The organism is Stenotrophomonas sp. 112478_Sma (assembly GCF_056479905.1).
In genome coordinates this window covers 2,265,566-2,289,910 of sequence record NZ_CM151072.1, presented here as the reverse complement: position 1 = coordinate 2,289,910, position 24,345 = coordinate 2,265,566, and the positions used below count along the sequence as shown (strand labels likewise).

The 24,345-nt window shown below is 64.9% G+C and carries 22 protein-coding genes; 11 read left to right on the top strand and 11 right to left on the bottom strand.

What is annotated here, in order from left to right:
* Positions 1 to 104 precede the first annotated feature (104 nt).
* Positions 105 to 1,106: a glycoside hydrolase family 43 protein gene (locus ACZK08_RS10570; RefSeq protein WP_065182273.1), complete on the top strand. Its 1,002-nt coding sequence runs from the start codon at positions 105 to 107 to the stop codon at positions 1,104 to 1,106.
* A gap of 131 nt (positions 1,107 to 1,237) precedes the next feature.
* Here ACZK08_RS10570 and ACZK08_RS10565 read toward each other — a convergent pair whose 3' ends face one another.
* Entirely contained in the window at positions 1,238 to 2,164 is a 927-nt protein-coding gene (locus ACZK08_RS10565; RefSeq protein ID WP_065182272.1) for a ParB N-terminal domain-containing protein, read from the bottom strand.
* Between the two features lie 192 nt (positions 2,165 to 2,356).
* On the opposite strand from ACZK08_RS10565, the gene ACZK08_RS10560 reads away from it, so the two are divergent.
* The 3 genes from ACZK08_RS10560 (at position 2,357) to ACZK08_RS10550 (ending at position 5,153) form a co-directional block, all read left to right on the top strand.
* Entirely contained in the window at positions 2,357 to 2,518 is a 162-nt protein-coding gene (locus ACZK08_RS10560) for a hypothetical protein (protein WP_180875215.1), read from the top strand.
* Positions 2,519 to 2,596: 78 nt separating this feature from the next.
* On the top strand, positions 2,597 to 3,298 hold the full coding sequence (locus ACZK08_RS10555; RefSeq protein WP_065182271.1) for a lasso peptide biosynthesis B2 protein: 702 nt from the start codon (positions 2,597 to 2,599) through the stop codon (positions 3,296 to 3,298).
* Between the two features lie 13 nt (positions 3,299 to 3,311).
* Entirely contained in the window at positions 3,312 to 5,153 is a 1,842-nt protein-coding gene (locus tag ACZK08_RS10550) for an asparagine synthase-related protein (RefSeq protein WP_065182270.1), read from the top strand.
* On the opposite strand, the gene ACZK08_RS10545 is transcribed toward ACZK08_RS10550, so the two are convergent.
* The 4 genes from ACZK08_RS10545 to ACZK08_RS10530 form a co-directional block, all read right to left on the bottom strand.
* Entirely contained in the window at positions 5,150 to 5,860 is a 711-nt protein-coding gene (locus ACZK08_RS10545; protein WP_065182269.1) for an ABC transporter ATP-binding protein, read from the bottom strand. The genes ACZK08_RS10550 and ACZK08_RS10545 overlap by 4 nt on opposite strands.
* A 9-nt stretch (positions 5,861 to 5,869) precedes the next feature.
* Positions 5,870 to 7,156 carry an ABC transporter permease subunit gene (locus ACZK08_RS10540; RefSeq protein WP_231107779.1) on the bottom strand — a complete coding sequence of 429 codons (1,287 nt, stop codon included), beginning with the start codon at positions 7,154 to 7,156 and terminating at the stop codon, positions 5,870 to 5,872.
* Between the two features lie 68 nt (positions 7,157 to 7,224).
* Positions 7,225 to 8,688, bottom strand: coding sequence for a DUF3526 domain-containing protein (locus tag ACZK08_RS10535; protein ID WP_065182267.1), 1,464 nt, complete (start codon positions 8,686 to 8,688; stop codon positions 7,225 to 7,227).
* 5 nt (positions 8,689 to 8,693) lie between these two features.
* Positions 8,694 to 11,057 (bottom strand): TonB-dependent receptor plug domain-containing protein, encoded by a 2,364-nt coding sequence (locus ACZK08_RS10530; RefSeq protein ID WP_231107778.1) that lies wholly within the window; start codon positions 11,055 to 11,057, stop codon positions 8,694 to 8,696.
* Between the two features lie 137 nt (positions 11,058 to 11,194).
* Between ACZK08_RS10530 and ACZK08_RS10525 the strand changes: the two genes are divergently transcribed.
* Positions 11,195 to 12,877 carry an ABC transporter ATP-binding protein gene (locus tag ACZK08_RS10525; protein ID WP_065182265.1) on the top strand — a complete coding sequence of 561 codons (1,683 nt, stop codon included), beginning with the start codon at positions 11,195 to 11,197 and terminating at the stop codon, positions 12,875 to 12,877.
* 116 nt (positions 12,878 to 12,993) lie between these two features.
* Positions 12,994 to 13,812 (top strand): S1 family peptidase, encoded by an 819-nt coding sequence (locus ACZK08_RS10520; RefSeq protein WP_065182355.1) that lies wholly within the window; start codon positions 12,994 to 12,996, stop codon positions 13,810 to 13,812.
* 12 nt (positions 13,813 to 13,824) lie between these two features.
* On the opposite strand, the gene ACZK08_RS10515 is transcribed toward ACZK08_RS10520, so the two are convergent.
* From ACZK08_RS10515 to ACZK08_RS10505, 3 genes are all read right to left on the bottom strand, one after another.
* The gene (locus tag ACZK08_RS10515; protein WP_053515798.1) at positions 13,825 to 14,103 is read right to left on the bottom strand and encodes a hypothetical protein; all 279 of its coding nucleotides are present in this window, start codon (positions 14,101 to 14,103) and stop codon (positions 13,825 to 13,827) included.
* Between the two features lie 187 nt (positions 14,104 to 14,290).
* Positions 14,291 to 14,647 (bottom strand): hypothetical protein, encoded by a 357-nt coding sequence (locus ACZK08_RS10510; protein WP_065182264.1) that lies wholly within the window; start codon positions 14,645 to 14,647, stop codon positions 14,291 to 14,293.
* Between the two features lie 469 nt (positions 14,648 to 15,116).
* Positions 15,117 to 16,112 carry a LysR substrate-binding domain-containing protein gene (locus ACZK08_RS10505; RefSeq protein WP_231107777.1) on the bottom strand — a complete coding sequence of 332 codons (996 nt, stop codon included), beginning with the start codon at positions 16,110 to 16,112 and terminating at the stop codon, positions 15,117 to 15,119.
* Between ACZK08_RS10505 and ACZK08_RS10500 the strand changes: the two genes are divergently transcribed.
* The 5 genes from ACZK08_RS10500 to ACZK08_RS10480 all read left to right on the top strand — a co-directional run bounded on the left by ACZK08_RS10500 (position 16,111) and on the right by ACZK08_RS10480 (position 20,859).
* On the top strand, positions 16,111 to 17,139 hold the full coding sequence (locus tag ACZK08_RS10500) for a glutathione S-transferase family protein (RefSeq protein WP_065182262.1): 1,029 nt from the start codon (positions 16,111 to 16,113) through the stop codon (positions 17,137 to 17,139). The two genes, ACZK08_RS10505 and ACZK08_RS10500, sit on opposite strands and share 2 nt — an antisense overlap.
* Positions 17,136 to 17,762 carry a LysE family translocator gene (locus ACZK08_RS10495; RefSeq protein WP_065182261.1) on the top strand — a complete coding sequence of 209 codons (627 nt, stop codon included), beginning with the start codon at positions 17,136 to 17,138 and terminating at the stop codon, positions 17,760 to 17,762. The genes ACZK08_RS10500 and ACZK08_RS10495 overlap by 4 nt, the downstream gene beginning before the upstream one ends.
* A 119-nt stretch (positions 17,763 to 17,881) precedes the next feature.
* Positions 17,882 to 18,520, top strand: coding sequence for an acrylate utilization transcriptional regulator AcuR (gene acuR / locus ACZK08_RS10490; RefSeq protein WP_065182260.1), 639 nt, complete (start codon positions 17,882 to 17,884; stop codon positions 18,518 to 18,520).
* Between the two features lie 78 nt (positions 18,521 to 18,598).
* On the top strand, positions 18,599 to 19,585 hold the full coding sequence (acuI, locus tag ACZK08_RS10485) for an acrylyl-CoA reductase (NADPH) (protein WP_065175658.1): 987 nt from the start codon (positions 18,599 to 18,601) through the stop codon (positions 19,583 to 19,585).
* A gap of 176 nt (positions 19,586 to 19,761) precedes the next feature.
* Entirely contained in the window at positions 19,762 to 20,859 is a 1,098-nt protein-coding gene (locus ACZK08_RS10480) for a hypothetical protein (RefSeq protein WP_065182259.1), read from the top strand.
* 99 nt (positions 20,860 to 20,958) lie between these two features.
* On the opposite strand, the gene ACZK08_RS10475 is transcribed toward ACZK08_RS10480, so the two are convergent.
* The 3 genes from ACZK08_RS10475 to ACZK08_RS10465 all read right to left on the bottom strand — a co-directional run bounded on the left by ACZK08_RS10475 (position 20,959) and on the right by ACZK08_RS10465 (position 24,159).
* On the bottom strand, positions 20,959 to 21,357 hold the full coding sequence (locus tag ACZK08_RS10475) for a hypothetical protein (protein ID WP_065182258.1): 399 nt from the start codon (positions 21,355 to 21,357) through the stop codon (positions 20,959 to 20,961).
* Positions 21,338 to 21,733 carry a hypothetical protein gene (locus ACZK08_RS10470; RefSeq protein ID WP_231107776.1) on the bottom strand — a complete coding sequence of 132 codons (396 nt, stop codon included), beginning with the start codon at positions 21,731 to 21,733 and terminating at the stop codon, positions 21,338 to 21,340. The genes ACZK08_RS10475 and ACZK08_RS10470 overlap by 20 nt, the downstream gene beginning before the upstream one ends.
* Before the next feature lie 119 nt (positions 21,734 to 21,852).
* Positions 21,853 to 24,159 (bottom strand): TonB-dependent siderophore receptor, encoded by a 2,307-nt coding sequence (locus ACZK08_RS10465; RefSeq protein WP_081284408.1) that lies wholly within the window; start codon positions 24,157 to 24,159, stop codon positions 21,853 to 21,855.
* Positions 24,160 to 24,345 lie beyond the last annotated feature (186 nt).

The following is a 24,345-nucleotide window of genomic DNA, read 5'->3' as shown; positions in this document are numbered from 1 at the left end:
GTGGTTCCTTGGCGGCGGTGGTGTTGCCTATTGTCTGATTATATGGTTTGGTTGCCGCTCGCTGGCAAGCCTGCCGGCGCAGTTCCAGTCGGGAGGGGAACGCAATGAACGGCACGCTTTCCATGGCGCTTGCAGCGCTGCTTCAGGTATCGACGAACGCGTCCGCCGCAACGCCGGTGGTGGACAATCCGCTGCTGGACTCCGGGCCGGACCCGTGGATCACCCGCGATGGGGACGTGTTCTATTACATGGGCACGCACGGTGATCGCCTCGCCATCCGCGCCACCCGCGACCTTGCGCACCTGGCTGACGCGCGCGAAGTCACGGTGTGGCGTCCGCCGGCAACGGGGGCGAATGCCAAGTCGATCTGGGCGCCGGAACTGCATCGCATTGATGGGCGCTGGTACATCTACTACACGGCGGCAGCGGGCGATGCACCCGAAGGCCAGGAAGACGCCCATCGGGGGGTGTTCGTGCTGGAGAACAGCAATGCCGATCCGACCCGGGGTACATGGACCGATCGCGGACGGCTGGCCACGGCACACCCCGGCATCGACGGCACCACCTTCGTGACCGGCGGCAAGCGCTACTTCGTGTATTCGCCCTATGTAGGACCGGACAGCGTGCTGGCCATCGTGGCCATGGCCAACCCCTGGACCCTGCGGGGCAGCGAAACCATCATCGCGCGGCCGGACCAGGCGTGGGAGCGACAGGGCGGGCGGCAGATCCTGGAGGGCCCGGAGTTCCTGCAGGGCCCACGCGGCGACCTGTTCCTGACCTATTCGGGCAGTGCGTGCTGGTCGGATGACTACGCGATTGGACTGCTGCACGCCAAGGCGGGCGCCGATCCGCTGGATGCGAGCGCGTGGCACAAGGTAAAGCAGCCGATCCTTGCCAAGCATCCTGCAGGCAACGTGTACGCGCCGGGGCACAACGGCTTCTTCCAGATGGCCGACGGCGCGCCGTGGATCATCTACCACGCCAACCCGGGGCCGGACATGGGCTGCACCGCCAAGCGCTCGCCGCGCATCCAGCCGGTGCATTGGAGCCAGGACGGCATGCCGCTGCTGGGTGCGCCGTCCGGGCGCGGAGTCGGGGTGAAGTGATTGCGTCGGCGGTCGAATGCTCTCACGCTTCTCCAGCAGCCTTGTCTGGCGCCAGGGCGGCCGCGCGGCTGTGATGAAACGCCGCCGCAGGGCTGGAGGTGGGAGGTGCCGGATTGTTCCGATGCTTTGCGCTACACCGCCGGCACCGTGATCCTCTGCAGGTCCAGCGTGGCCCGCAGCGCATAGTTCTTGCGGATCACCGGCACGATGCGGGTCAGGCGTGGATCGAAGTAGTCCCTGAACAACGGCGGCCGTGCCGAGCCCAGATAGAACGCACGGTCCTGCTTGACTGCTGCCGGCAACAGCACGTCACTGAAGTCGCTGTCGGAGGCGTCAGTCACCAGGCACGGTACATGGCGGAGCCCAAGCTGGCGCAGCAGGTACAGGCGATGGGAGCCATTGGTCAGGATCAGGCGGTTGCCGATCCGGGTGGCACTGACGAGGTTGTCGCTGAAGCCCAGATAGATGACCAGCGCGTGGCTGGCTGCACCGAAGGGTTCGTAGCCGGCGATGGCGGACGGGTCGATCGTCGCCACGTCCAGAAAGCGCAGGTCGTTGGAGCTGGACGCAAAGGTGTAGCTGCCTTCGGACCGGGACGCGCGGACCGGCGGGTGAGCGTGCCGCCCGTTGCGTGCAACCAGCTCCATGATGTCCTGTGCCGTGGGGGAGGCGGGGAAGGCCGCGGCAAGCTCGCCGACATGGCGCAGGTTGATGCACTCCTGGAAGACCACCAGCCGGTCGATCTCGACCATCTGCCATGCGCGCGGCACGTTGTTCGTCATGCGGTGCATCGACGGTTGGCGTGGCGCGTGGTCGGCCAGCGCCGCCATCTCCGCAGGAAGTGCATGCACCTCGACCGCGTCGGCCTCGTTGGCCTCTTCCTTCAGCTGGCGCAGCGCGTCGGCGCGGGCGTTCTTCCATTCCTCCACCAGCATCGCCTCATCGAAGCATCCGGGCGGGCATCGCTCCCTGATGAAGCGGATGAACCTCGGCAGCGGGAACGGTCCTTTGAGCAGAAGGGTGGGCTCAAGGCCATCGTCACTGATCGGGTCGCTCATCCATTTCCCCTTCGAGAAGGCGTGTCGACGTTGCCGGACAGCGACAGTCGTCACACTGAAATAATATGTTATATCGTAACATTTGCATGCCTTGACGGCAATCGCTTAGCAACACGCGCAGCGATGGTGGCTTGGCTGCTCCGTATCCGTGGCACGACGCCCGGATACATCCACTGACAAGAGGAGATGTTCATGAACGAGCTGATTGAGCTGGGTGTAGTGGCAGGACAGCAGAACCCTGAAGACCAGGGTGTGGGCGGTGATCTGATCGAGCTGGGCTCGGTGGTTTCGGAAACCAAGGCACACAACCACGGCACCTTGTGGGATGGCGTGTTCCCGACCACCTCGCCCTGATCCACTGCGGCATGCATGACCTGCGGTGCATGCCCTGCGCATGCACCGCTTCTCCGCCTGGACTGAAGAGATCACGTAATGGAACAGCCTGCGGCGCGCTATTTCCTGTCGAAGCAGGCCCATGTCTGTGTCACCGGCGATGCAATGGTGATCCTGGACCAGGCGACGGGAAAATACCTGTCGCTCGACCGCCATCGTGCAGCCAGCCTGGGCGGGCTGGTGCTGGGTTGGCCGTTGCCGGCAGACGGCCGGCGGATGCCGGATCTGTTGCAGTCGCTGCTGCAACGCGGGCTGATCACCGACGATCCGCAGCGAGGCAAAGCCGCGACCAGTGCTTCGATCGCGCTGCCGCGCCACTGGATACGCGACGGTGAACCTCGCGGTTGTCCGCGCATCACCGCACGTGACGTCCGCAGATTCATGGCTGCGTGCATGCGTGCCGGATGCAGCAGGACGTTCCTTCCTTTCAGCCACACAGTGTCCTCGGCGCGCGGGCGTGCGCAGGGATCACAGCGCACGGACGTAAGCGTGCAGGAGCTGGCCCTGCGCGTCCGGGTGTTCGACTGGCTGCGGCCGTTGGCCTTCAGGAAGACGGACGAATGCTTTCTCTACTGCCTGGCGATGCGCGAATTCCTGTCCAGGCATGGAATCGTCGCGGACTGGGTGTTCGCGGTCAGGACCCAGCCCTTCGCGGCGCACTGCTGGCTGCAGCACGGCGATCAGGTCCTGACCGATATCCCCTTCAACCTGCGCCGGATGGTTCCCATCCTGGTGCTGTAGAGGCGCCTCACGCATGTATCGATACATCGCCGTGCTCTGGAACACCTCCTGCGACTCCGCAACCGCCCGGGCGCAGCAGGCGATGCAGCGCATCGAGGCCATGCACGCCGGCATCACCTGCGTGATGAACGACCACGGCGCCGCGATTTATGTCCAGAGTGACAACCCGGGCTACCTGGACTGCAGTCGCTGCGGCTCGCTGGTCGTGCTCGGCGCGCTGTTCGACAGGAATTTCAGCCGGGATACCGTGCCCGCGCGCGTGCCACTGGATGCGGCCGCCGCCGATGCGGCCTGCCGCACGCAGGGAAAAACCCTCGTGCAGCACTACTGGGGCCGCTATGTAGCGTTCGGCTACCAGCCGCAGTCATCGAGCTGGTTCGTCCTGCGTGATCCCACCGCTGAAATTCCCTGTTACATGACGACGGCGGATCAGCTGACGGTGGTCTTCTCCAGCATGGAAGACTGCCTTGCACTGGGCCTGCGCGATTTCAGCATCGACTGGCCCTTCCTGTCCTACTCGCTGCTGTTTCCGTTCCGTGACGGGTTGCAGACCGGCTTCAGGGAGGTCACCGCCATCGAGGCCGGGGAGGCCGTTTCGATCCGCCATGGCGAGCCGGTCAGCCGGCAGTGCCAGTGGGACATCGTGCGCCTGGCCCGCGACGAACCGATCGAAGACCTGCAGGAGGCGGTGCAGCTCGCGCGCTCCACGCTGTTGGGCTGCATCGGTGCCCTGGCCAGCCGGCACCGGCGTATCCAGCTGCAGCTGTCGGGTGGGCTGGATTCCTCCATCATCCTCGCCGGTCTGCTGCACGCGCCCTCCCTGCCGGAAGTGGACTGTGTCCACCACTATGACGACGGCATCGGTGCCGATGAGCGGATGTTCGCCCGCATGGCGGTGGCCGGTGCCAGTGAGTCGTCAGGCCGGCGCTGCGGGTTCGTCGAGTACCGGCGGCAACCCCACTGCGCGCTGGAAGAGATCATGGCCTTCCCGCGGACGGCGCGGCCGGCACATTGCTCGGGCTACCTTCTGCATCGCCGTGATGTCGCCTTTGATGGCGACACCGTGCAGTTCACCGGTGTCGGCGGCGACGCGGTCTTCCTGCGCTTCAAGGGCAACGCTGCGGCGATCGACCATGCCTGGCGGCGCGGCATCGACCGCCACTTCTTGCGGGTCGCCTTTGAAACCGCGCAGTCGGGCGATTCGCTATATGGCGTCCTCAAGGATGCGGTGATCCATGGGCTGCTCAGGCGGCCCGCCAGCATCAACGGTCGCTGGGGCAACCCCTGCGAATGGGTGAAGGTCGACGTGTCCGAGCAGGACGTCACGCCACCGGCCTGGCTGCGCCACGCGCGCAACGAAGGGCATGAGGTGTCACCGTACAAGCTTGCGCACATCAGCCGGATGGTGTTTCCGACCAGCGTCCTTGATCCGTTCGAGGGCGCGGGTCGCTGGCACGGTGTCTCTCCGATCAGCGCACAGCCGCTGGTCGAACTGTTCGCGCGCATGCCACTGCGCCTGCTCATGGCGGATGCGGAGGACCGGACGATCGCACGGCGTGCCTTGCAGGGGCTGCTGCCGGATGCGCTGCTGTCGCGGAAAGTGAAGTCCTACCTCGACGATCATTCGGTCGCGGTCACCCTGGGCCATCAGGCATTCATCCGCAGCCTGCTGGTCGATGGCCTGCTGGCCCGGCGTGGGTACATCGACAGCGCGTCGGCCGACGCCGGCATCCGTCGGGCCGGCCCGGATCATTCGTCGCAGGTGCTCGGCATCTTCGGCCCGCAGATCAACATCGAAGCGTGGCTCAGGCGCTGGGCAGGGTGGCCAGCAGCGCAGGGGGCCGGAGTCGCCTAGGCGCTCCGGCTCATCTCCTCGAGGTACAGGCTCTCAAGGTCGTTGGCGGTGATGGTGGTGGCATCCAATGTCCTGCGCAGCCGTCCGGCCTGCATGAGGCCGATCGTGGTGGCGACTTCGCGGGCGCGGAACAGATCGTGCGTGGCCATCAGGATGGCGGTGCCACGATCACGCTGCCGCACGATCAGGTCATGGAACTCGGCCGACGCGGTGGGGTCGAGTCCGGAGGTTGGCTCGTCAAGCAGCAGTGCCTTGGCGTCCTTGACGATGGCCAGGGCAATGCCGACCTTCTGCCGCATGCCCTTGGAGTAGAGGCCCACGCGTCGTCCGAAGACATCCGGCGCCAGGCCCGCTGTACTCAGTGCATCCCGCAGCCGGGCGGGTGAGCGGTCGTCCACGCCGGCCAGACGCGCGAAGTAGTCCAGGTTCTCAAGACCGGACAGCTCGTCGTACAGCGCCACGGTCTCGGGGATGTACAGCAGCCTGCGTCGCACCTCCTGTGGCTGCCGATGCGCGCTGAGTCCATCGACTTCCGCGGATCCGGAGGTGGGGGTGAGGAAGCCCAGAAAGAGCTTGATCGTGGTCGATTTTCCCGCACCGTTGGCCCCGAGCAGGCAGAAGATCTCGCCCGGCCCGACCTCGAAGCTGACGTCGTCGAGCGCCCGGTGGGTGCCGTGTTCCTTGACCAGGTTCTTCGCAGAAAGCATGTAGGCTCCTCAAGGGGTCGCCAACCGGCGACGCATCGATCCGGCGGCGATCAGCAGAATCAGGGTGGCGGCGAGCAACGCCGCGAGATCGGCACGCAGTCCACGCCGGCCCGCGCCGGCCGGCTCCACGAACCAGAAGCGGGGCAGGGCTTCATATTCGGCAAGAGTCTGCGGCGCGTCGCGATCCAGGTACGCCTTGTGCAGCAACCGACGGGCCTGCCAGAACGCATGGACCTGGTCCTGGAAGGCGAGCGCGCGATCCGCGTCCGAGCCGGCGATGCGGTCCAGCGCGTCCTGTACTGCGACCGCGGGCATCAGCAACCGCACGTTGTCCAGCACCCGGTGGCGTGCATCCTGCGCCCGCTCATGCGATTCGATCAGCGGCGCAAGGTCGAGATCGGTCGCCAGCAGGTCGGCATAGGCCTCGCGCACGTGGTCCGGAATCACCGGTGTCGAAGAACGTACAGCCGTTGAAGCACTGCGGCGATGGAGTGTCTGTTGCCTGGCCGTTGCGGCCAGCCGCGCCTTCACGTCGGTCGCGAGCTGCATCTGTGATGGCGGCGGAACGGCCAGATTCACTGCGGCGAGGGTCAACGACGGGGCCATCACCACGATCAGCAACCACACTGCGCCGGCCGCAATGGCCGCCTCCGTGGTGCGCCGGGCGAAACAGCCGATCAGCACCGCCACCGCCAGCCAGAAGCCGCCATAGGCAAGGATGACCAGCGAGAGCAGGCCGAGGCCGGCAAGGCTCTCCGCACCGGACCACGCCGCCGCGCCGACCAGGATCACTCCCGCAGGCAGCAGCACCACGCCGCCTCGGGCCAGCGCCTTCACTGCGATCAGCCGTCCCACCGCGACCGGCTGCGACAGCACCAGCGCAGCGATGCCACGCTCGCGCTCGCGGGCCCAGAGGTCATAACTGGCTGCCAGGATGACCAAGGGCAGCAGAAAGACGATGACGAACGCCAGATCGAACCGGCCTGCGGCCCGCGCCGCCGGATTGCCGATGTCGGCCCACACGTTCCTGAAAAGCTGGGTGCGATCGCCGAGCGCCACCACATCGGCCGTATAGGGATAGGCCTCCGCCTGCCCGATCGACACCGACGTCATCGCAGCCGGCGGTAGCACGGGTTGGACGCGCGGCAACACCGAGGGCGCCTTGCCGACGAACACCCGGCTGCGGTCATGGGTGTGCTGCTCTTCGAGCTGGATCACGCCGATGGCGGCGTTACGCTGTTCGACCCACGCCCTGCCATTCCACGCGGCGTAGGCGGCCAGCGCCAGCAGCAGCATCAGCAGGGTGGGCAGCGCCCGATCGCGTAGCAGCCTGCGGGCCTCATGGCCGGCAACGGAAAGACTGCTCATGGGGTCGTCCCCAGGCGCCGGGCCGAGAAGAACACCAGTCCAAGCGCCAGCAGCAACCAGCCCAGCAGAATGGCCAGGTTCGCCGCCTGTGCCGCGGCAATGCCGGCCAGGCACTGTTGCCCCGGCGTGTAGGCCACGGACCGGGTGAGGGTCGCGATGTCGGCACGATGCTTCTCCCCCTGCGGCGCCTTGTGCTGCTTCACTTCCGCATTGAGTGCCTGGATCAGGCGGTAGCGGTAGTCTTCCACGCTCTGCAGGAAGGCCAGGTGCGCCGCGAAATCGGTGCGGGCGAATGCGCGCGACCATGACTGCAGCGCGATGGCGGGAGAAACGAAGGCGAATGCGCGCCGTGTTGCTTGCTGCTGCCGATAGGTCGCATGGATCCGCTCGAAATGGCGGTTGTAGGTGTCCGTCGAGTTCCTCTCTGCGAACTCCAGGGCCACGCCCCGGAAGTTGACGGGAAGCTCTTCCACCGTGTCGACCTGGTAGCGCGCCATCAGCGCGTGTCGCAGGGCGTCCAGCCGCTTGTCCGCAGGGTCATGGCCATCCCCTCCGTTCTCCGCCTCTTCCGTCACGGCGGCCCTGAATGCCGGCGCGCTGGGCGTGGGATCCAGCGATTCGGCCACCGCTGGCGCCATTCGTGGCACCAGCACGGTGGCTACCACCCAGAACCCCAGCAACACCACCAGCGAGGTCCGCGCCGAGCTGGACAACGCGGAGACACCGACCGTTAGGGCACAGAACACCAGCAGATAGAGTCCGTAGGCCGCGCACATGGCCAGCAGCGCGGCGATGTCCATCCAGCCGGCGTTCTGTCCTGCCACAGCGGGAACCGTCGCCGCCAGCATGGCAAGCACCAGCAGCAGGGAAGCACTTGCCAGAGCAATCAATCGGCCGATGATCAGCACCGCAGGCGACGCTCCGGTGCCGAGTTCCTGGCGAAGGGTTTCGCGGGCGACGTCACCGGACAGCGTGGCGAAGCCGGCAAGGATGATGAGCAGCGGCGCTACTACCTGCAGCGCCCAGGCGGCAGAGAAACCGTCGAACCGGCTGAGGGCGGTACCCGCGTCCATCGCGCGATGCCTGGCCGGGTTCTGTGTGTGACCTTCGATGAACACCGAGGTGCCCAGTACATCGGTCAGTCCCGGATCGAGCGCGGCCAGGGGTCGCACCGGTGCGGGAATGGCGCGTCCCACATGCGCCGCGGCATGGGGATCGATCACGCCCTGGCCGTCCCACAGCCGCGCTTCCTCCGCTGCTACGGCCTGGCGCTCCTGCGCCTGCAGGGACAGGCGCGCGGCACCCGTGGCAACGGATGCGCCCGCAAGCAGCAGCAGGACCAGGGCGAGCCACGGCAGGCGCCGCTCACGCCACATCAAGGTCAGCTGGGTTGCCGCGACACCAGCAGCTTGCCGAAGCGTCGACGCAGGCCGGAAGCGGGCGGGGGAGGGCGGACTCATCCGGCTTACCAGCGATGCGTGAGGGTCACCGACAGGAAGCGCCCCAGCGCGGTCGCATTGGTGGGGTCGTAGCCGGTGTTGATGCTGTTGATGATGAAGGGCGGATCCCGGTCGAGAAGATTCTGCACGTTGAGGGCGAGCGACGTGCCTTCGTGGTCGCCGGCCGGGGCGCCGAAGTGGTACTTGAGGTTCAGGTCGACGGTCGTCCAGGAGCTGACGTGTGGGTGGGCGATGTTGGCCGGATCGCGGTAGCTGTCCACGTAGTTCACGAAGACGCCGCCTGCGGCCTGGCCCCGGTCCAGGGTCAGGCCGCCGCGCAGCTTGAGGTCGACCGGGTAGTAGACCGCGTTGACCGCGTCCAGCTCGGGCGATGTGCTGGTCACGCGCCGCGTCGATTCGAGGATGTACTGCCCGGCCAGGTTCATCGCGATCCGCGTCTGGCCCACATCGACGCGATAGGACGCGTTGAGATCGACGCCGCGCTGCGAGGTGTATGCGTTGTTGCGGAAGCGGTTGTCCAGGATCACCTGGCTGCTGGTCTCATCCAGGCCGGCAGGGAGTGCATACGGCCCCACACGTGAGACGAACAGCCCCAGGCCCGACACGCCCAGTTGGCGCGCCTGCTGGATCTGCTGCTGCGATGGATCGACGGTCAGGATGTCCGCGTAGGGGGCCGTGGACTGCAGGAACAGGGACGGGAAGCTGCCGCCGAAGCCGCTGCCGATCCGGTCCGCATAGTCGATGTGATAGTAGTTGGCATCAACCGTGAGGCCGGGAACGGAGGGCGGCGCGAACGAGAACCCGCCGGTCCAGGTTTTCGCACGCTCGGGGCCGAGATCGGGATTGCCGTTGGAGAGCATCATCAGGACGGTGCTGCCGTTGGCCGCGTTCGGGTTCGGCACGTTCGCCACGACCACGGTGTTGTTCAGCTGCATGTCCTGGTAGACCGGCGCGCGGTAGGAGCGGCCGTAGCTGGTACGGAAGGAGAGTCCCTCGGTGGCTTCCCACAGCAGCCCCAGCTTGGGATTCAGGGTGGAGCCGAAGTCGCTGTAGTCGTCGTAGCGCGCCGCCGCGGTCAGCGACAGGCTGCGAACGCCGGGCATCTCCTTGAGCAGCGGGATGTTGAGCTCGGCAAAGGCGGACCTGATCGTGCGCTGCAGATCGAGCGGCTTTTCCAGCCCACGGTGATCGAGCAGCTCATAGCCATCGCGGCGGTAACCGACGCCGACCGCTGCGCGTACCGGGCCGGCGGGCAGGCTGAACACTTCGCCGTCGGCCACCAGATCCAGGTAGCGCGATTCAGAGTTCGTATCCGTCGGCGGCGCCGTGCTGACCGTGCTGCCGGTGATGGTCGTGCGCTCGTAGGAGACCTCGTTCCTGCCGAATCCAGCGTCCAGGCGCGCCTGCCACTGGCGCGGAAGCTCCAGGGTCAGGCCTGCGAAAATGTCGAACTGCTGCGTGTGCGGGAACAACCGGGTTTCGTCGGCCGTGCCGGAGATGGTGGTGTCCATCTCGCGCTTGGCGAACGAGCCGGTGAGATTCAGCGTCAGCACATCGCTGAGCTCCTGCACGCCATCGACATACAGGCTGTGCCGCTTCGATCCCGGATATAGATCGTAGGGCCTGACCGTGACGTTCCGGGAGAAATCCTTGTCGGTGGCGGGCAGGCTGCCCTGCTTCAGGAACTCGTAACTTGCCAGCACGCGGCCGCGGTCCCACGCCCACCCCGCCGACTGCGACACCTGGTACTCGTCCATGTTGCCGGTGGTGACCGTGCCGTACCGCAGCGACGACTCATAGCCGGTGAAGTCCTGGCGCAGGATGATGTTGACGACGCCACCGACGGCATCGGTGCCGTAGATGGCAGAGGCACCATCGGTGAGGATCTCCACGCGTTCGACCGCACTGAGTGGAATCAGCGATACATCGACATACTGGTAGCGGTTCGATGAGGTCACGCGATGGCCGTTGACCAGGGTCAGCGTAGTGCCCGTACCCAGGCCACGCAGGTTGATCGCGGTGCCCTGGCCGAAGTTGTTGCCGGTATCACGGTCAACACCGAGATTGGCCACATTGGCACCATTGGCGCCGCCACCGAAGTTCTGCGGCAGCTTCTCGAACAGCTGCTGCAGGGAGGCCACGCCAGTGCGGTCGATGGCCTCCCGGTCGATCACGATGACCGGCGATGCACCACCGCCGACGGCATCGCGGATGTTGCTGCCAATCACCAGTACCTTGTCCAGGGTGGCCGTGGGTGCGTCGTCGTCGGTGCCCGCGTTCTGTGCCTGGGCCTGCGCTCCGATCTGCAGCGCGGCAGCGATGCTCGCGGCCAGCAACGCGCGCCTACCGCCCATGAATACCTGTTCCATTCCCCGGTCCATCACTCTCATCCGATATCGGCCTGCAGCACGGTCACGTGCGCTTGATAGCGATGTTATATCATATCATTTGGCCGCACAGGGACTTCCTTCCCTGTGGACCGCCGAGACGCCGGGGACCGAGAGTGATGAAGCCGTTCGCTGTGCCCGCGCCTGTCAGCGAAATACTGACGGCCTACTGGAAAGCCGATCGCACGCTGCTGGTGCTCATCGCCGGCACCGTGCTGCTCTCCGGCCTGGCCACCGTTGCGGCGCCCTATCTGTTCTCGCGGTTGATCGACCGCCTCCCCGGGCAGGGCGCAGCCGTCCTGGCCGGGTGGTTCGTTCTCTACGCCGTGCTGCTCGGGGTGGGCAGCGTGCTGCAGAACACGGTGCAGTACCTGTCATTCCTCAGCGGCGAGAATCTGGGCTTCATCACCAGTACCCGCTACTTCGCGCGCCTGCTGAAGAAGACCAGCAGCTTCTTCGTGGAATACAACGCAGCGGAACTGCAAGTGGCCGGCGAAAAGGGGCGAGGGGCGCTCAAGATCGTCGTGCAGCTGGGCCTGGTGGCCTTCATTCCCAGTGCCCTGCAGATCGTGTTGACCCTGGTCACCCTGGGCGCGCTGATCAACCTGCAGATCGTCGCCATCGTGCTGGGCTACGGCACGGTGGCCGTCGCGCTTTCCGCGCTCGCTACCCGACGTGCACGCATCCACCGCGAAGCGGCCGTCGAGGCCGGCCAGCAGAACGCCCGCTTCGTCGGCAATGCCATGAATGCGATGGAAACACTCAGGCAGTTTGGCGGCAGCAGCTGGATGGTGCAGCGCTTCGAGCAGAAGGCACAGAGCGTGCGCGACAGCTGGCGCGCCTACGTACTGCAGCGCGTAGGCTTCATTGCCCTGCTGGGCATCGGCCTGGCCATCGAGTTCATCGTCACCTTCAGCCTCCTGCTGCCGCGCTACCAGAACGGACAGCTGAGCGTGGGCGACATCGTCCTGTTCAATCTGCTGCTGCTCCAGCTCAACCTGCCGCTGGAGATGATCGCGCGCTCCATCGATGACGTCGCCCGTTCGTGGAGCATGCTGGCGCCGCTCTCTGCCCTGTGGGCCGCGCCCGAGGAACCGCAGGTGGCCCATGCCGAACGGTTCTCCGCCCGCAGCGGCCTGCTCCAGTTCGACGCAGTGAGCCATCGCTATGACAATGGTCGCGGCGTCACCGATGCGACCTTCCACGCCGGACGCGGCGGCATCACCTTCCTGATGGGAGAGACCGGTGCCGGCAAGTCGACACTGTTCAAGCTGGCGCTGAAATCCATCGAGCCCCAGCACGGCCGGATACGGGTGGACGGTACCGATCTGGCGCGGATTGATCGCGCGACGTGGCACGCGGCCGTCGCGGTCGTTCCGCAGGACGTGATGCTGCTCAACGAGAGCGTGGCCGATAACATCCTGCTGGGGCGCCCGCGCGATGACGAGCGACTCCGGCACGCCGCACGCAAGGCTGCCATCCTCGCCTTGATCGAAGCGCTGCCCGAGCACTTCGAGACCACGGTCGGGGAGCGTGGCCTGAAGCTCTCCGGCGGTGAGCGGCAGCGCATCGCCATCGCACGCGCACTGTATGGCGAGCCGGCGATCCTGTTGCTGGACGAAGCAAGCTCGGCCCTGGATGAGGCCACCGAACGCGAGATCATGGGTCATATTCGGGCGCTGGCCGGCGAGGTGACCGTGCTGGCCATCACCCATCGGCGCAGTGTCGTCACCGACGCCGATCGGGTGGTGGAGCTGGGCGGGGCGCAGATCGAATCCCTTGGCAGGCCAGCGCAGCCCTGATTCCGCGCCCGCTTTGCCGGCCTTCGTCGGCCGGCGCGGGCTCTGGTCGCATGCCGCTCACCAGGCAGGTGCATTTCGGCTAGCGTGGGCACTTGAACACGGGGATGCAGAAATACATGAAACGTTGGCTCTTCCTGATGCTTGTAACGGTCCCGTTTGCTGCCGGGGCCATCGTCATCCGTGACGACGTGGACGATGCCCGTTACCGCGTCGATGGATCTGCCTTCCCGGCCCTGGCCGACCTGCCGGGAGAGGGGCACGGCGTACTGATCGCTCCGCGCTGGGTGATCACCGCCGCGCACGCGGCACCGATGGACGGCATGGGTGCCGAAGTCACCGTCGGTGGGCGCAACTACGCCGTCGCGCGTGTGTATCTGCACCCCGGCTTCAGGCCGATGCCGGCCGCGCTGGGCGAAGAGGCCCTGGCAACAGGCAGTGCAGGGAAGATCCACGCGTTCCTGGCGGCATCGGATGACATCGCGCTGATCCGGCTGGCAACGCCCGTTGCCGATGTCGAGCCCGTCACCCTCTATCGGGGCGCGGGCGAGGTTGCGCAGGTGGCCACCTTGATAGGGAAGGGCGCCACCGGGAATGGCGCCGAGGGGTTGATCCCCGGAGGGTCGCATCGCACCGCTCTGCGGCGTGCGTTCAACGCCATCACCGGCGGCAACGACCGCTATCTCTGGTACCGCTTCGATCCGCCGCCGCGTGGCCTGCCGCTTGAAGGCGTGCTCGGCAACGGCGACAGCGGTGGCCCGCTGGTCATCAATGTGCAGGACCACTGGCAGCTGGTCGGCCTGGGTTCCTGGATCACCGCCGTTCCCGAGCACGCCCTTGAGGCCGGCTTCTATGGCCAGGTGGTGTTCAACGTGCGCATCTCACGCTACGCCGGCTGGATCGACCGCGTCATGTCCGGGGACGACGCCGGTCGATAGCGGTCGCCGGGTTCAACCCGGCAGCTCGCACTTCATCTTTCCGTCCACGTAGTACGGCTTGGGCACGTTGGGGTTGTCGCTGGTCTTCTCGAAGACCACCTCGAACGAGTCGGTATCCGGCGAGCCCTTGCGATCGGTGCAGGCGTCCTGCAGCTTCTTCTTGACCGCAGCAATGCCGGCATCGCGGTTGGCGCCTTCGGCGCTGTTGGTCAGGTTCACGGTTTCGGCCGAGGCCAGCGGACTCAGGGCCAGCAGGCAGCCGGTAATCAGCACGGTGTGGAGCTTGGTCATGGACTCGCCTCGTGAAGGTTCAGGGGCTTCGAGGATAGTGCGCGGCTGTTAACGGTGCGTGGCTGGGTGTGACGCGTCACGTTAGTAAGTGCCGCCCGCCGGTCAGGGCGGGCCCACATCTACGGACGCTGCGGTCAACGGGAGTGGCTGTGTGTCCCGCGAGCGCCAGCGCCCGCGGGACGAGGCATCAGCCTTCCGGCAACAGGCGTTCACTGGCGTGTGCGGTCAGCCCAAGGCCGGCCATGACCAGCCCTTCCAGCACACGGTCGCCGACGTACTGGTCAGGCTCTCCATTCTTGCGGGCGCGCTCTGAGGCAAGCAGAATTTCCATCACCACGCGCAGGCCATTGAGAGAACAGTCGGCGTCGGACAGTGCCATGCGTCGCCTTGGCGGAAGATGGCCTTCCGGCCAGGGCCGGCCGTTGGACGCGGCACCTGCGCCGATGCTGTGCAGCAGTGAAGCAAAGGCGTTGGGATCCGGTGTGGGCTCGTTGGCGGGATGCAGGCGGATCGGGTGCGGAGAAGGGGGGTAGGCGTTGGTCATGGCAGGGCTCCGAACAGATAAACGGAAGCCGCCACCGATGAAGGTGGCGGACGGTGCGAGGTTCGAAACCCGGTCTACGCTAAACCGGCAGGCACAAGGCCTCCGCGCACCGCCCGCCATAGCCGGCCGACGGATTGCCAGCCGGCACCACCTGATGGGTGATGCCGGCTGGCAAGCGTGTACTTCAGCGTAGAACCGGGGTTTCGAAGCCCGGCCACCCGTTTTCGGTGGCGCGCCAAGAATTACTCCCGGTCATGCGGGAAGCCAAGGGCTTGGGGCTGATGCCGACAACGCCCTCGACGCTTTCGGCATTGTTGCATAGCTGGCCGGGGCAGGGAGGCGCCCATCGTGCAAGGGTTTGGCCTGATTTCAGGCGTGGGCTGTCGTGGTGGTGATGGCTCGAGTCCCGGAGCCTGGAATTCAGGGCAATCACGACACGCGGCAGAAGGGATCTGAAGGTGCTGGGCACTCAGATCACCGTATCGCTAAACGCCGCCTGTTCTTTCAGCCATGCGATCACCGTCGATGCGCCGCTGCGCACATCGCGGTGCAGTGGAAGCGCAATCCAGTAGGCCGGGCCGAGCGCTACAGCGGCATCTTTGAATGGCCTTACCAGCGCGCCCGAGGCGATGTCATCGAATGCAAAGCGATGGCGCGCCAGCGCGACGCCCTGGCCCTGCACAGCAGCCCGAAGCACGAGGTCTGACGATGAGAAGCGCGGGCCGGCAGTCACATCCATCGAGGCCGGACCGTACAGCTGCCGCCATGCCTCCCACGATGCATGTGGATCACGATCATGCACCAGCCGCGTCCCGAGCAGGTCGGCCGGCTGCGCCGGTTGGCCGGAAGCTTCGAACAGCGCCGGGCTCATGACCGGATACAGGACTTCGTCCATCAGCGGCTCGCACCTGGCATCGGGCCAGGGCCCACGGCCCATGCGTATGGCCAGGTCGATGTCGCCGGTCTGCAGGTTGTCGATCTTCTGGTCTACAACCACCGACACCTCTAGATGAGGATGCGCCTGCTCGAGTCGCGGAAGGCGCGGAAGCAGCCAGCGTGCCGCAAATGAAGGTGTGGTCGATACGGTCACCGATCGCCCGGAGCGTGCTTCCTGCACTGCGGTGATTGCGCGCTCGATATCGCGGAAGCTCGACAGCGTGGCTCGGCCCAATGCCTCGCCTTGCGGTGTAAATGTGATTCCTCGCCGGCCTGCAGCGTCGCCGACCAGCCGTACACCCAGCCAGAGCTCCAGCTCCGCGAGATGGCGGCTCACCGAAGAGTGGACGATGCCGAGCTCGCGCGCGGCCGAGCGAATCCCGCCGTGGGCATACACGGTGGCGAACGCCCGAAGTCCGTTGAGGGGCATCTTCATGGTGGACTCAATAATAGACCAGAAGCGGCGTTCCTTGGACCAGCTTGCCATCACACGATGTTGCATCGAGTCCAGATCGGAGAGGATGAACATGGGAATGTTGGTCGATGGCCGCTGGGTCGATGCCGATTCGACAATGATCGATGGTCGCTTTGTGAGACCGGAAAGCATGTTCCGGCAGGGTCTGGATGGCATTGCGGGCCGACTGCGTGCACAACCGGGTCGCTACTGGCTCATTGCGTCGTCCAGTTGTCCGTGGTCGCATCGCACCCTGCTGCTGCGTGCCCTCAAGCGCCTGGAGCATGCAGTGCCGGTGCAGATCGCGGGTGGTGAGCGAAGGCAGGGCTACGAGGTGGCCGGCGGTGCCTCCTGGGTCGTCCCGGGATGCGGCTCGCGGGTCCGGCACCTGCACGAGATTTACCGTCTGTCGGCACCCCGTTACACCGGCCGGGCAACAGTGCCGGTGCTGTGGGACAGTCAGGCCTGCAGGATCGTCAGCAATGAGTCGTCGCACATCATGCGCGCGTTCGATGCGGCCGATGCGAACGTCGCGGGGGCGTTCACGCTCGTCCCGCCCGCCTTCCGCGGCCGGATCGATGCCCTCAACGCCGCGCTTCAGGCCGGGCTGTTCAATGCCGTCTATCGCGCCGGTTTCGCGCAACGGCAGGACGCCTACGAAGAAGCTGTCGAGAGTGTGTTCGCCATGCTGGATCAGTTGGAGCGGCGTCTTGCGAATGCACGCTATCTGTTTGGCCTGATCATCACCGAGACGGACTGGCGCCTGTTCCCGACTTTGGTCCGGTTCGACGCCGTCTATCACGGCCACTTCAAATGTTCACGTCGGCGACTGATCGACTACCCGCACTTGTGGGCCTACGCGCGAGACCTGTACTCCTGGCGCGGTGTCGCGGCTACGGTCGATCTCGACGTGATCCGCAACGGGTATTACTGGCACGATCGAAGCGTCAACCCGTTCGGCATCATTGCCGCCGCACCCGATTCGGACTGGTCGGCTGCGCACGGTCGCGAGCGCTTCGGGCCGGCGCGGGTGACGCTTGCCTCCGGGCAGGCGATTGAGGTCGATCCCATGACGCTTCAGCGCGGAGAGGCGGTGCGATGAGCGCTCTCCTGATCGGCGCAGGTGTCATCGCCGTTGCCACCATCACGCCAGGTCCCAACAACCTGCTGGTCATGCGCATCGCCGCGCGAACCGGATTCGTGAGCGCACTGCCAGCGATCGCCGCCATCGTTGCCGGAGGATTGGGCATGTGGGCGCTCGTGGCGGCCGGAGCAAGCACCGCATTCCAAACCGTGCCGCACCTGTACGCCCTGATGACCCTTGCTGGCGGGGCGTACCTGTGCTGGATGGGCGCCCGCCTGGTCCTGGAAACACTCCGGCCACCTGAGAAGCACGTGCCCACGCCGACCAGTGTCCGGCACGGCAGCGTGGTGGCGCTGTTCTGCTTTCAGTTCGTCAATCCCAAAAGCTGGGTGCTGGTGCTGACGGTGACTGCCGTCGTCGGCAATGGCGCCGAGCCCCTGCGGACCTCCCTTGTGCTGGCGGCAGCGTTTACGGTGATCTCCGCACTTTGTCTCGCACTCTGGTGCGCGATGGGCGTTTCAATGATGCGCCATCTGGACACAACCGCGGCACGCAACTGGATTGACAGGGTGATGGGCGCGCTGCTGTTCGCATCAGCACTGTTGCTCGTGCTCGCTCCGGCCGACATGCCGAGCGCATGATCCCAATCATGATCGGCGGGGTGCTGGTTCCAGCTCTGAGAATGGCGAAGCCTGGCAACTCTGGAGGGTTCAGACCTGCCCGTTTGAATTTAGAAGACGGTCGGTCTAAAGTGTGCGGCATGACTCCTGCTGTCACTACGACTACACGCCGCCGGGGGCGCCCGCCGAGGGCGGATCGCGGCTTTGATGACACCCGGCGCGAGCTGGTGCGCACTGGGATCGCGTTGTTGACGGAGCGAAGCTTCTCTGCAACGGGCATCGACGCAATCGTCAGGCAGCTGGGCGTCCCCAAGGGCTCGTTCTACCACTACTTCGACAGCAAAGAGGCCTACGGCTTGGCTGTGCTCGAGGCCTACGACGAGTATTTCTGCCGCAAGCTCGACCGGCATCTGCTGGACGAAGAACGCGATCCGCTTGAGCGGATCCTGGGATTCGTCGCCGACGCGTGCAATGGCCTGGAACGATTCGACTTCCGGCGAGGCTGCCTGGTCGGCAACCTTGGCCAGGAGATCTCGACATTGCCGCAGGCCTACCGTGCCCGATTGATCGAGGTGTTCAACGGATGGGAATCCCGGCTGGCCGCGTGCCTTGAACTGGCCCGGGGGCGCGCTGAGCTCTCGTCCGATGCGCGCTGCTCCGAGATCGCCACCGCCTTCTGGATCGGATGGGAGGGAGCTGTCCAACGAGCACGGCTTGAGCGCAGCGCTGCGCCGCTCACGATCTTCGCCAATGCGTTCCTGGCGGGCTTGCCCCGCTGAGTCCATGTTCCTTTGCCGGCTTGTAGCCGATCAGTCTAAATCACGCAGCAACCTTGCCGCTGCCTCAGGAGGAAGGCCATGTTCAACGCCGTATACATAGACAAGACGGGAAACGAATTGCAGGTCGACGTCAGGCAGGTGCCTGAATCGGCCCTGCCGGAGGGCGACGTCACCGTCCAGGTTTCGCACAGCACACTGAACTACAAGGACGCGATGGCAATCACCGGCCAGGGCGGTGCGGTGGTGCGGTCCTTTCCGATGGTGCCCGGCATCGACCTGGCCGGCACTGTGCTCGAGTCGGCGGACCGGCGCTATCAACCGGGCGACCAGGTGGTTCTCAATGGCTGGGGCGTGGGTGAGCGGCACTGGGGAGGGCTTTCGCAGCTGGCACGCGTCAACGCCGACTGGCTGATCCCGCTTCCAAAGGGCATGCAACCCGAGCAGGCCATGGCTATCGGAACGGCCGGCTATACCGCCATGCTGAGTCTGATCGCGCTGGAGCGCCATGGCCTTTCTCCGGATGCCGGTGAAGTGCTGGTTACCGGAGCGAGCGGAGGCGTAGGCAGCTTCGCTGTGACATTGCTGGCCGATCGTGGCTACAACGTCGTGGCGTCCACCGGACGGCTGGACGAGACCGACTACCTGAAGTCCCTAGGTGCCAGCGAGGTTATTGATCGCAATGTGCTGTCCCAGCCAGGCAAGCCACTTCAGCGGGAGCGGTGGAGTGCCGCCATTGACTCGGTGGGCAGCCACACACTTGCAAATGTGTGTGCCGCCATCAAGGAAGATGGCGCCGTGGCCGCGTGCGGGCTGGCTCAGGGCATGGACTTTCCTGCCACGGTGGCGCCCTTCATCCTGCGCGGCGTGAGCCTGCTGGGAATCAACAGCGTCACGCGGCCCACCGCAGAGCGGCTCGTGGCGTGGGAACGGCTTGCCAAGGACCTGGATATGGCCAAGCTCGACGCCATCTCCCAGCATATCGGCCTGGGAGAGGTTGTAGCCACTGCCGAAGCCCTGATGGCAGGACGCATCCGCGGACGCGTCGTGGTCAACGTCAATCGTTGACGTGAGGATCGTTGCCGCTGCCTGATGATGGCGTGGCGCCGCTGGCCGGGGGCTCTGTCATTTCCTGAAGGCGTGGGCCTGCACCGCGCCGGCCATCGACCAACGCCTTCTTCACTGCCCGCGACATTACACTTGCGCGCTTTCACATGCGGAACAGGGAGGCAAGTAACCCCATCGTGAGAGCCATTTCCTCTATTGCCGCTGCCGTGCTCGTCAGCGCTTCGCTGACAGCGGAGGCATCGGAACGCGATCGAAACGGCGGCGCTTACTTCGAGCCGGGCGGCGCGGCAAGGTTCAATTACGGCTGGCTCGACTACGGCGCGACCAGCCGCCTCCAGCTTGAACTGCTGCGTGCAGACCTCGACGCTGGGACCGGGCCGTTTTTCTTCTCTGCCCAATACCGCTGGTACGATGGTTTCGACGCTGTGCATCACGCCTACGCGGGCTGGCAGTTCTCCGATGCTACCCAGCTGAAGGCAGGTATCCAGCAAGTCCCATTCGGGCTGCTCCCTACCGTTTCGCAGAGTTTCTGGTTCGGCTCCGGCTACTACCTGGGCATCGAGGATGATTACGATCCGGGCCTTGTAGTGATTCACCGCAGCGGCAGCACAACCTGGCATCTCGGCTGGTTCTCCGGAGACGAATACGGATCGGGTGCTCGCTACGATCGCTACTCCTTCGATGTCGCGCAGACCGAGGCGTTGCCGTATCGCGAGCGGCAACGGCTGCATGCACGCGTGGAGAATGCGCGCGACTGGGCTGGCGGGGACCTGCTGCTGGGCGCATCCGCGTTCGCCGGCAAAGTGCAGAACACACAGACACGACGCCATTACGGTCACCAGGGTGCAGCTCTGCATGCACAGTGGACGCGCGATGGCTGGACCGCGCAGTTGCAGTGGGCGCGGTACCGGTATGACGTGCCCGGAGATCGCATCGCAATGTCGGCGTTCCAATCCCCCTTCCAGGTTGCAGCGCAGGCGGATGTGCCAAGCGCCAACATCGCCTATTCGTTCGGCCGGAAGGGCTGGCTGGATGACATCACCTGCTATAACAACCTCAGCATGACCCGCCCGGTCGGGCACCGCGCGGGCCTACGCAACTCGTGGCAGAACGTGACCGGTTGCAGCCTGCAGAAGGGCGTCATGCTCACCTATGTCGATTGGATCGCCGGACGCAACATGTGGTTTGCCGGCGGCGACGGCATCGGCATCAGCGAGGGAGGCCCTTCGCGCTGGCATTCTCGGTTGAATCTGAACCTCGGTTTCTACTTCTGATCGGCCTCGCGCGCTCAGCAGGACCTTCCATTGAAGAACTCGGAGGCATGCTGTCAGGAGCGCTGAGGCGCCGCAGGTACAGCGCCCAACGAAGGCGGCTCAGGGCGTCTCGTTTGATTGAGACAGCAGATTCCTCGCAACTTCTATTGCCTTCTCGCGTGAGGTGACAATGTGGAGAGGGTAGCCCCAGAACTTGGAAAAGGGTACCGAGAACGTCTTGTAGGCGACGCGCTTGGCCGGATTGGGCTCGACCAGGACCATCGCCAGAACCAGCCTGCGAAGCTCGGCCTTGTGCTGCTTCATCCACAGCGCCATGCGTTTCTTCTCCGCTGGCGAGTGGTCATGCTCCTCCGATGGCGCCGTATCAGTGAGAAGTACGAAGGGCTCCCCCCGGCGCAGATTTTCCTCGAATGCGTCGAAGTCATCCTGATGTTCGTGTTCGGGGCCTTGCGCGAGGTCCATCCAGACCAGGGGAAAATCACTGCTGTTCATCGACATGGGCGGCTTCCTTGAGTTTGATGTGTCGCCAGGTGGTCGCTGCAGCGAACAGGCCCGGCAGCGTGATGAAGAAGATTGCGGAAAAGGTGACGTGCCAACCGTCCCTGAAGCCGTCGAAGACGCCGCCGAGCGTATTCAGCAGCACAAGTGCGCTCCCCAGTATCAGCGCAATCCACCAGGATCTTCGGGTATTTGACAGTGCGAGAAGCACTGTCACTATCCAGCACCCGTAATAGGCGGGAAATGCCCAGAGCGCATCGTTATCAAACGTGATCGCCGGTGCCGCTCCTTTGGCCCTGGCGAAGTCGTTGACGTAGAAGAACAGCTGGAAGGTGACAAAGAGAATGGCGCCAGCGGCAGTTGTCAGCCACAGCAATGCAACTTTGTCTGGAACACTTCCGGGCCGGGGTGGGGCGGTGGGCGAGGAGGGCTGAGTGGGCATGGCGGATTGTTCTCTGATGAGCCTCTATGGATCTTGTCGGGTACAGTGATGAATCAGTATCTGTAGTCCAGCGTCACCATCACATTGCGCGGCGCGCCATAGCCGACGGTGTCGAAATCTCCCTTCTGAAGCGCGTACTTCCTGTCCAGGACGTTGTTGACGTTGATAGCCACACTGGATTTGTCCGTGATGGAGTAGCGACCCATTACCGAGAGAAGTGCATAGGATCCCTGTTCTCCACCCAGGGAACTGGTTCCTGTGTTGGGCGCGTTGTAGAAGCGGCTTTGCCATTTGAAGCCGCCGCCCAGCGTCAAGCGGTCCCATTGGCCCGGCAACCGATAGGTCGTGAAGAGCTGCGCCGTGGTGCGGGGCAACTGCGTGTTCAAGCGCTCGTGGGCACCGTCCTTCGCAGTGAAGTGCGCGACACCCGCGTAGACGTTCCATCCACGGGACAGCTCTCCCTGAAGATCCAGCTCGATACCGCGAGACCTGGTCCCGTCGGCGCCGCGGTAAGCCTGCGCTCCGCTGGGTGTGTAGGTGCCGGCGACCGATTGCGCGGCGTTGTCCAGTTCGGTGTGGAAGAGGGCAATCGATGCAGTCAAGCGCCCGTCAAGAAGCCCTGCCTTCAGCCCGATTTCGCTTGTTCTGCCTTTTGAAGGGGTCAGCACGTTACCGTTGCTGTCCCGATACTCGGTCTGGGGGTTGAACACTCCTGTGTGGCTGGCGTAGACCGAGTACGTCGCGTTGATGTCGTAGATCAGGCCGGCGTACGGGGTGAACTCGCCACTTTTTCTGTAGTGCACCGGTGCTCCACCGGCCGCATCGTCGATTTCATAGGTACTGAGGCGACCCCCGACGATCAGCTTCAATGGTTCAGCCAGCGAGAGTCGCGCCGCGCTGTAGACGCCACCTTGCTTGATTCGGGTTCGCGTCGGCGTTGTGGACATCGCATCGAAGTCAGGCCTGCGGAATGAGGGGCTCAACTCATACACGTTCACCGGCCAGATGCCTGCATAGAAGGGGGCGACGTCCTCCTGATATGCGTTGCGCCGCGAGCGGGTGGCGCCGACGACCAGATCGTGCTGTCGGCCAAACAGCTGGAAGGGGCCACCGGCCATGACGTCGAACGTGTTCTGGCGACTGCGCCCCTCGGACGCCAGCGCTACCGGATAGGCCCCGTTGGGGAACACGCCCAGGCCTGTGGCACGATCAGGTCGGCCGATCAGGCCAAGGAGCTCGGCGGCATGCTCGGTCCGATATTGATTCGCGGTGGCCTGGAACTTCCAGCCGTTTCCGAAGAGATGCTCGATTTCGGCGAAGGCCGTCTTGAGGGTGTTGTCCCAATAGCTCCAGTCCTGCGCGTAGTTCCTGGAGCGCGGATACTCCGCTTGCGTACCATCGCTGAACCAAAGTGGCAGGCCTCCCCAGGTCGATCCCTTCAGCGTGATGTCCTGGTATTCGTACCCCAGGCGGAAGGTCGTGTCGGCGGTCAGATCGGCCTCGATGACGCCATATAGCGACTTCCTCTGCGGCCTGTAACCATCAAGGTAGCTATGTCCGTCCTGGTATGTCCCCACCAGTCGCGACCGGATCCGACCGTCCGCGGTCAGCGGTGTGGAGATGTCGCCGATGCTCCGATAGGTCTCCCAGCTGCCAGCCCCCAGCGAAGCGCTCGCCGAGAAATCACGTGTCGGTCGTTTGCGGACAAGATTGATCGCGGCTGAAGGGTTGCCGGTACCTGTCAGCAGGCCCGATGCACCACGCACGACTTCCACGCGGTCGTAGAAGGCTGTATCAACAGCGCCGATGCCACTTCCATTGACGGTGCTGCCGACCACCGTGGGTATGCCGTTGTACTGGATGTTATTGATCAGGAAGCCGCGTGCATAGAAGCTGGTACGCTCACTGTCCGACTGGTACGTGGCGATTCCAGAAGTGCTCTCCAGCGCTGCCTGCACCGAGTCCAGGTGCTGGTCATCCATGCGCTGACGCGTCAGTACAGTCAGTGCCTGCGGCGTCTGCTGGAGCGACAGCGGCATGCGCGTGGCGGCAGAGGACTCCCGCGTCGTATAGGATCCTGTGCCCTCTGTGGCCGACTTGTCCTTGTGAGCCAGCACTGTAACCGTGGGTAACGCGGTCTCTTCCGGCGCTGTCCTTTCGTCCGCGCGATCCGACGGAACGGATTCGCCTGCAAATGCGGTCGGCGCGCCCAGCAGGGCCCATGCCACTGCCACGGCCAGGCCAGCGTATCGGGCGTCCCTCGGGCGCCCGCGCCTGTACTCCAGATCAGAATTCCCATCCGCACCTGCAAGCGCGTTGATCGGGTAATGGGGAGCATCGGCGCTCAGCTGGCCAGTCATAAATAATAGTCATTCGCGTTTGGGCGGCACATTTAACAACGAAATCCAGTGGAACACTGGCGAACCCAGGCCAGACTATTGTTCAGTCAGGCCAGGTCGGCAGGCGGCAGGCGGCAGGCGAGAGTCGGCTACACGAAGGAGCGGGGTCGAACCGGGCCAGAGGTGGAGCAGGCCAGGGGGGGCGGG

Bases quoted from the DNA above. Each gene is read 5' to 3' on its own strand.
- ACZK08_RS10555 (WP_065182271.1), top strand. From the start codon at position 2,597: ATGGAACAGCCTGCGGCGCGCTATTTCCTGTCGAAGCAGGCCCATGTC.
- ACZK08_RS10560 (WP_180875215.1), top strand. From the start codon at position 2,357: ATGAACGAGCTGATTGAGCTGGGTGTAGTGGCAGGACAGCAGAACCCT.
- acuR (WP_065182260.1), top strand. From the start codon at position 17,882: ATGACTCCTGCTGTCACTACGACTACACGCCGCCGGGGGCGCCCGCCG.
- ACZK08_RS10515 (WP_053515798.1), bottom strand. From the start codon at position 14,103: ATGACCAAGCTCCACACCGTGCTGATTACCGGCTGCCTGCTGGCCCTG.
- ACZK08_RS10520 (WP_065182355.1), top strand. From the start codon at position 12,994: ATGAAACGTTGGCTCTTCCTGATGCTTGTAACGGTCCCGTTTGCTGCC.
- ACZK08_RS10550 (WP_065182270.1), top strand. From the start codon at position 3,312: ATGTATCGATACATCGCCGTGCTCTGGAACACCTCCTGCGACTCCGCA.
- ACZK08_RS10510 (WP_065182264.1), bottom strand. From the start codon at position 14,647: ATGACCAACGCCTACCCCCCTTCTCCGCACCCGATCCGCCTGCATCCC.
- ACZK08_RS10525 (WP_065182265.1), top strand. From the start codon at position 11,195: ATGAAGCCGTTCGCTGTGCCCGCGCCTGTCAGCGAAATACTGACGGCC.
- ACZK08_RS10505 (WP_231107777.1), bottom strand. From the start codon at position 16,112: ATGTTCATCCTCTCCGATCTGGACTCGATGCAACATCGTGTGATGGCA.
- ACZK08_RS10465 (WP_081284408.1), bottom strand. From the start codon at position 24,159: ATGACTGGCCAGCTGAGCGCCGATGCTCCCCATTACCCGATCAACGCG.
- ACZK08_RS10495 (WP_065182261.1), top strand. From the start codon at position 17,136: ATGAGCGCTCTCCTGATCGGCGCAGGTGTCATCGCCGTTGCCACCATC.
- ACZK08_RS10535 (WP_065182267.1), bottom strand. From the start codon at position 8,688: ATGAGTCCGCCCTCCCCCGCCCGCTTCCGGCCTGCGTCGACGCTTCGG.
- ACZK08_RS10475 (WP_065182258.1), bottom strand. From the start codon at position 21,357: ATGTCGATGAACAGCAGTGATTTTCCCCTGGTCTGGATGGACCTCGCG.
- acuI (WP_065175658.1), top strand. From the start codon at position 18,599: ATGTTCAACGCCGTATACATAGACAAGACGGGAAACGAATTGCAGGTC.
- ACZK08_RS10500 (WP_065182262.1), top strand. From the start codon at position 16,111: ATGGGAATGTTGGTCGATGGCCGCTGGGTCGATGCCGATTCGACAATG.
- ACZK08_RS10565 (WP_065182272.1), bottom strand. From the start codon at position 2,164: ATGAGCGACCCGATCAGTGACGATGGCCTTGAGCCCACCCTTCTGCTC.
- ACZK08_RS10545 (WP_065182269.1), bottom strand. From the start codon at position 5,860: ATGCTTTCTGCGAAGAACCTGGTCAAGGAACACGGCACCCACCGGGCG.
- ACZK08_RS10570 (WP_065182273.1), top strand. From the start codon at position 105: ATGAACGGCACGCTTTCCATGGCGCTTGCAGCGCTGCTTCAGGTATCG.
- ACZK08_RS10540 (WP_231107779.1), bottom strand. From the start codon at position 7,156: ATGCTGCTGCTGGCGCTGGCCGCCTACGCCGCGTGGAATGGCAGGGCG.
- ACZK08_RS10530 (WP_231107778.1), bottom strand. From the start codon at position 11,057: ATGGAACAGGTATTCATGGGCGGTAGGCGCGCGTTGCTGGCCGCGAGC.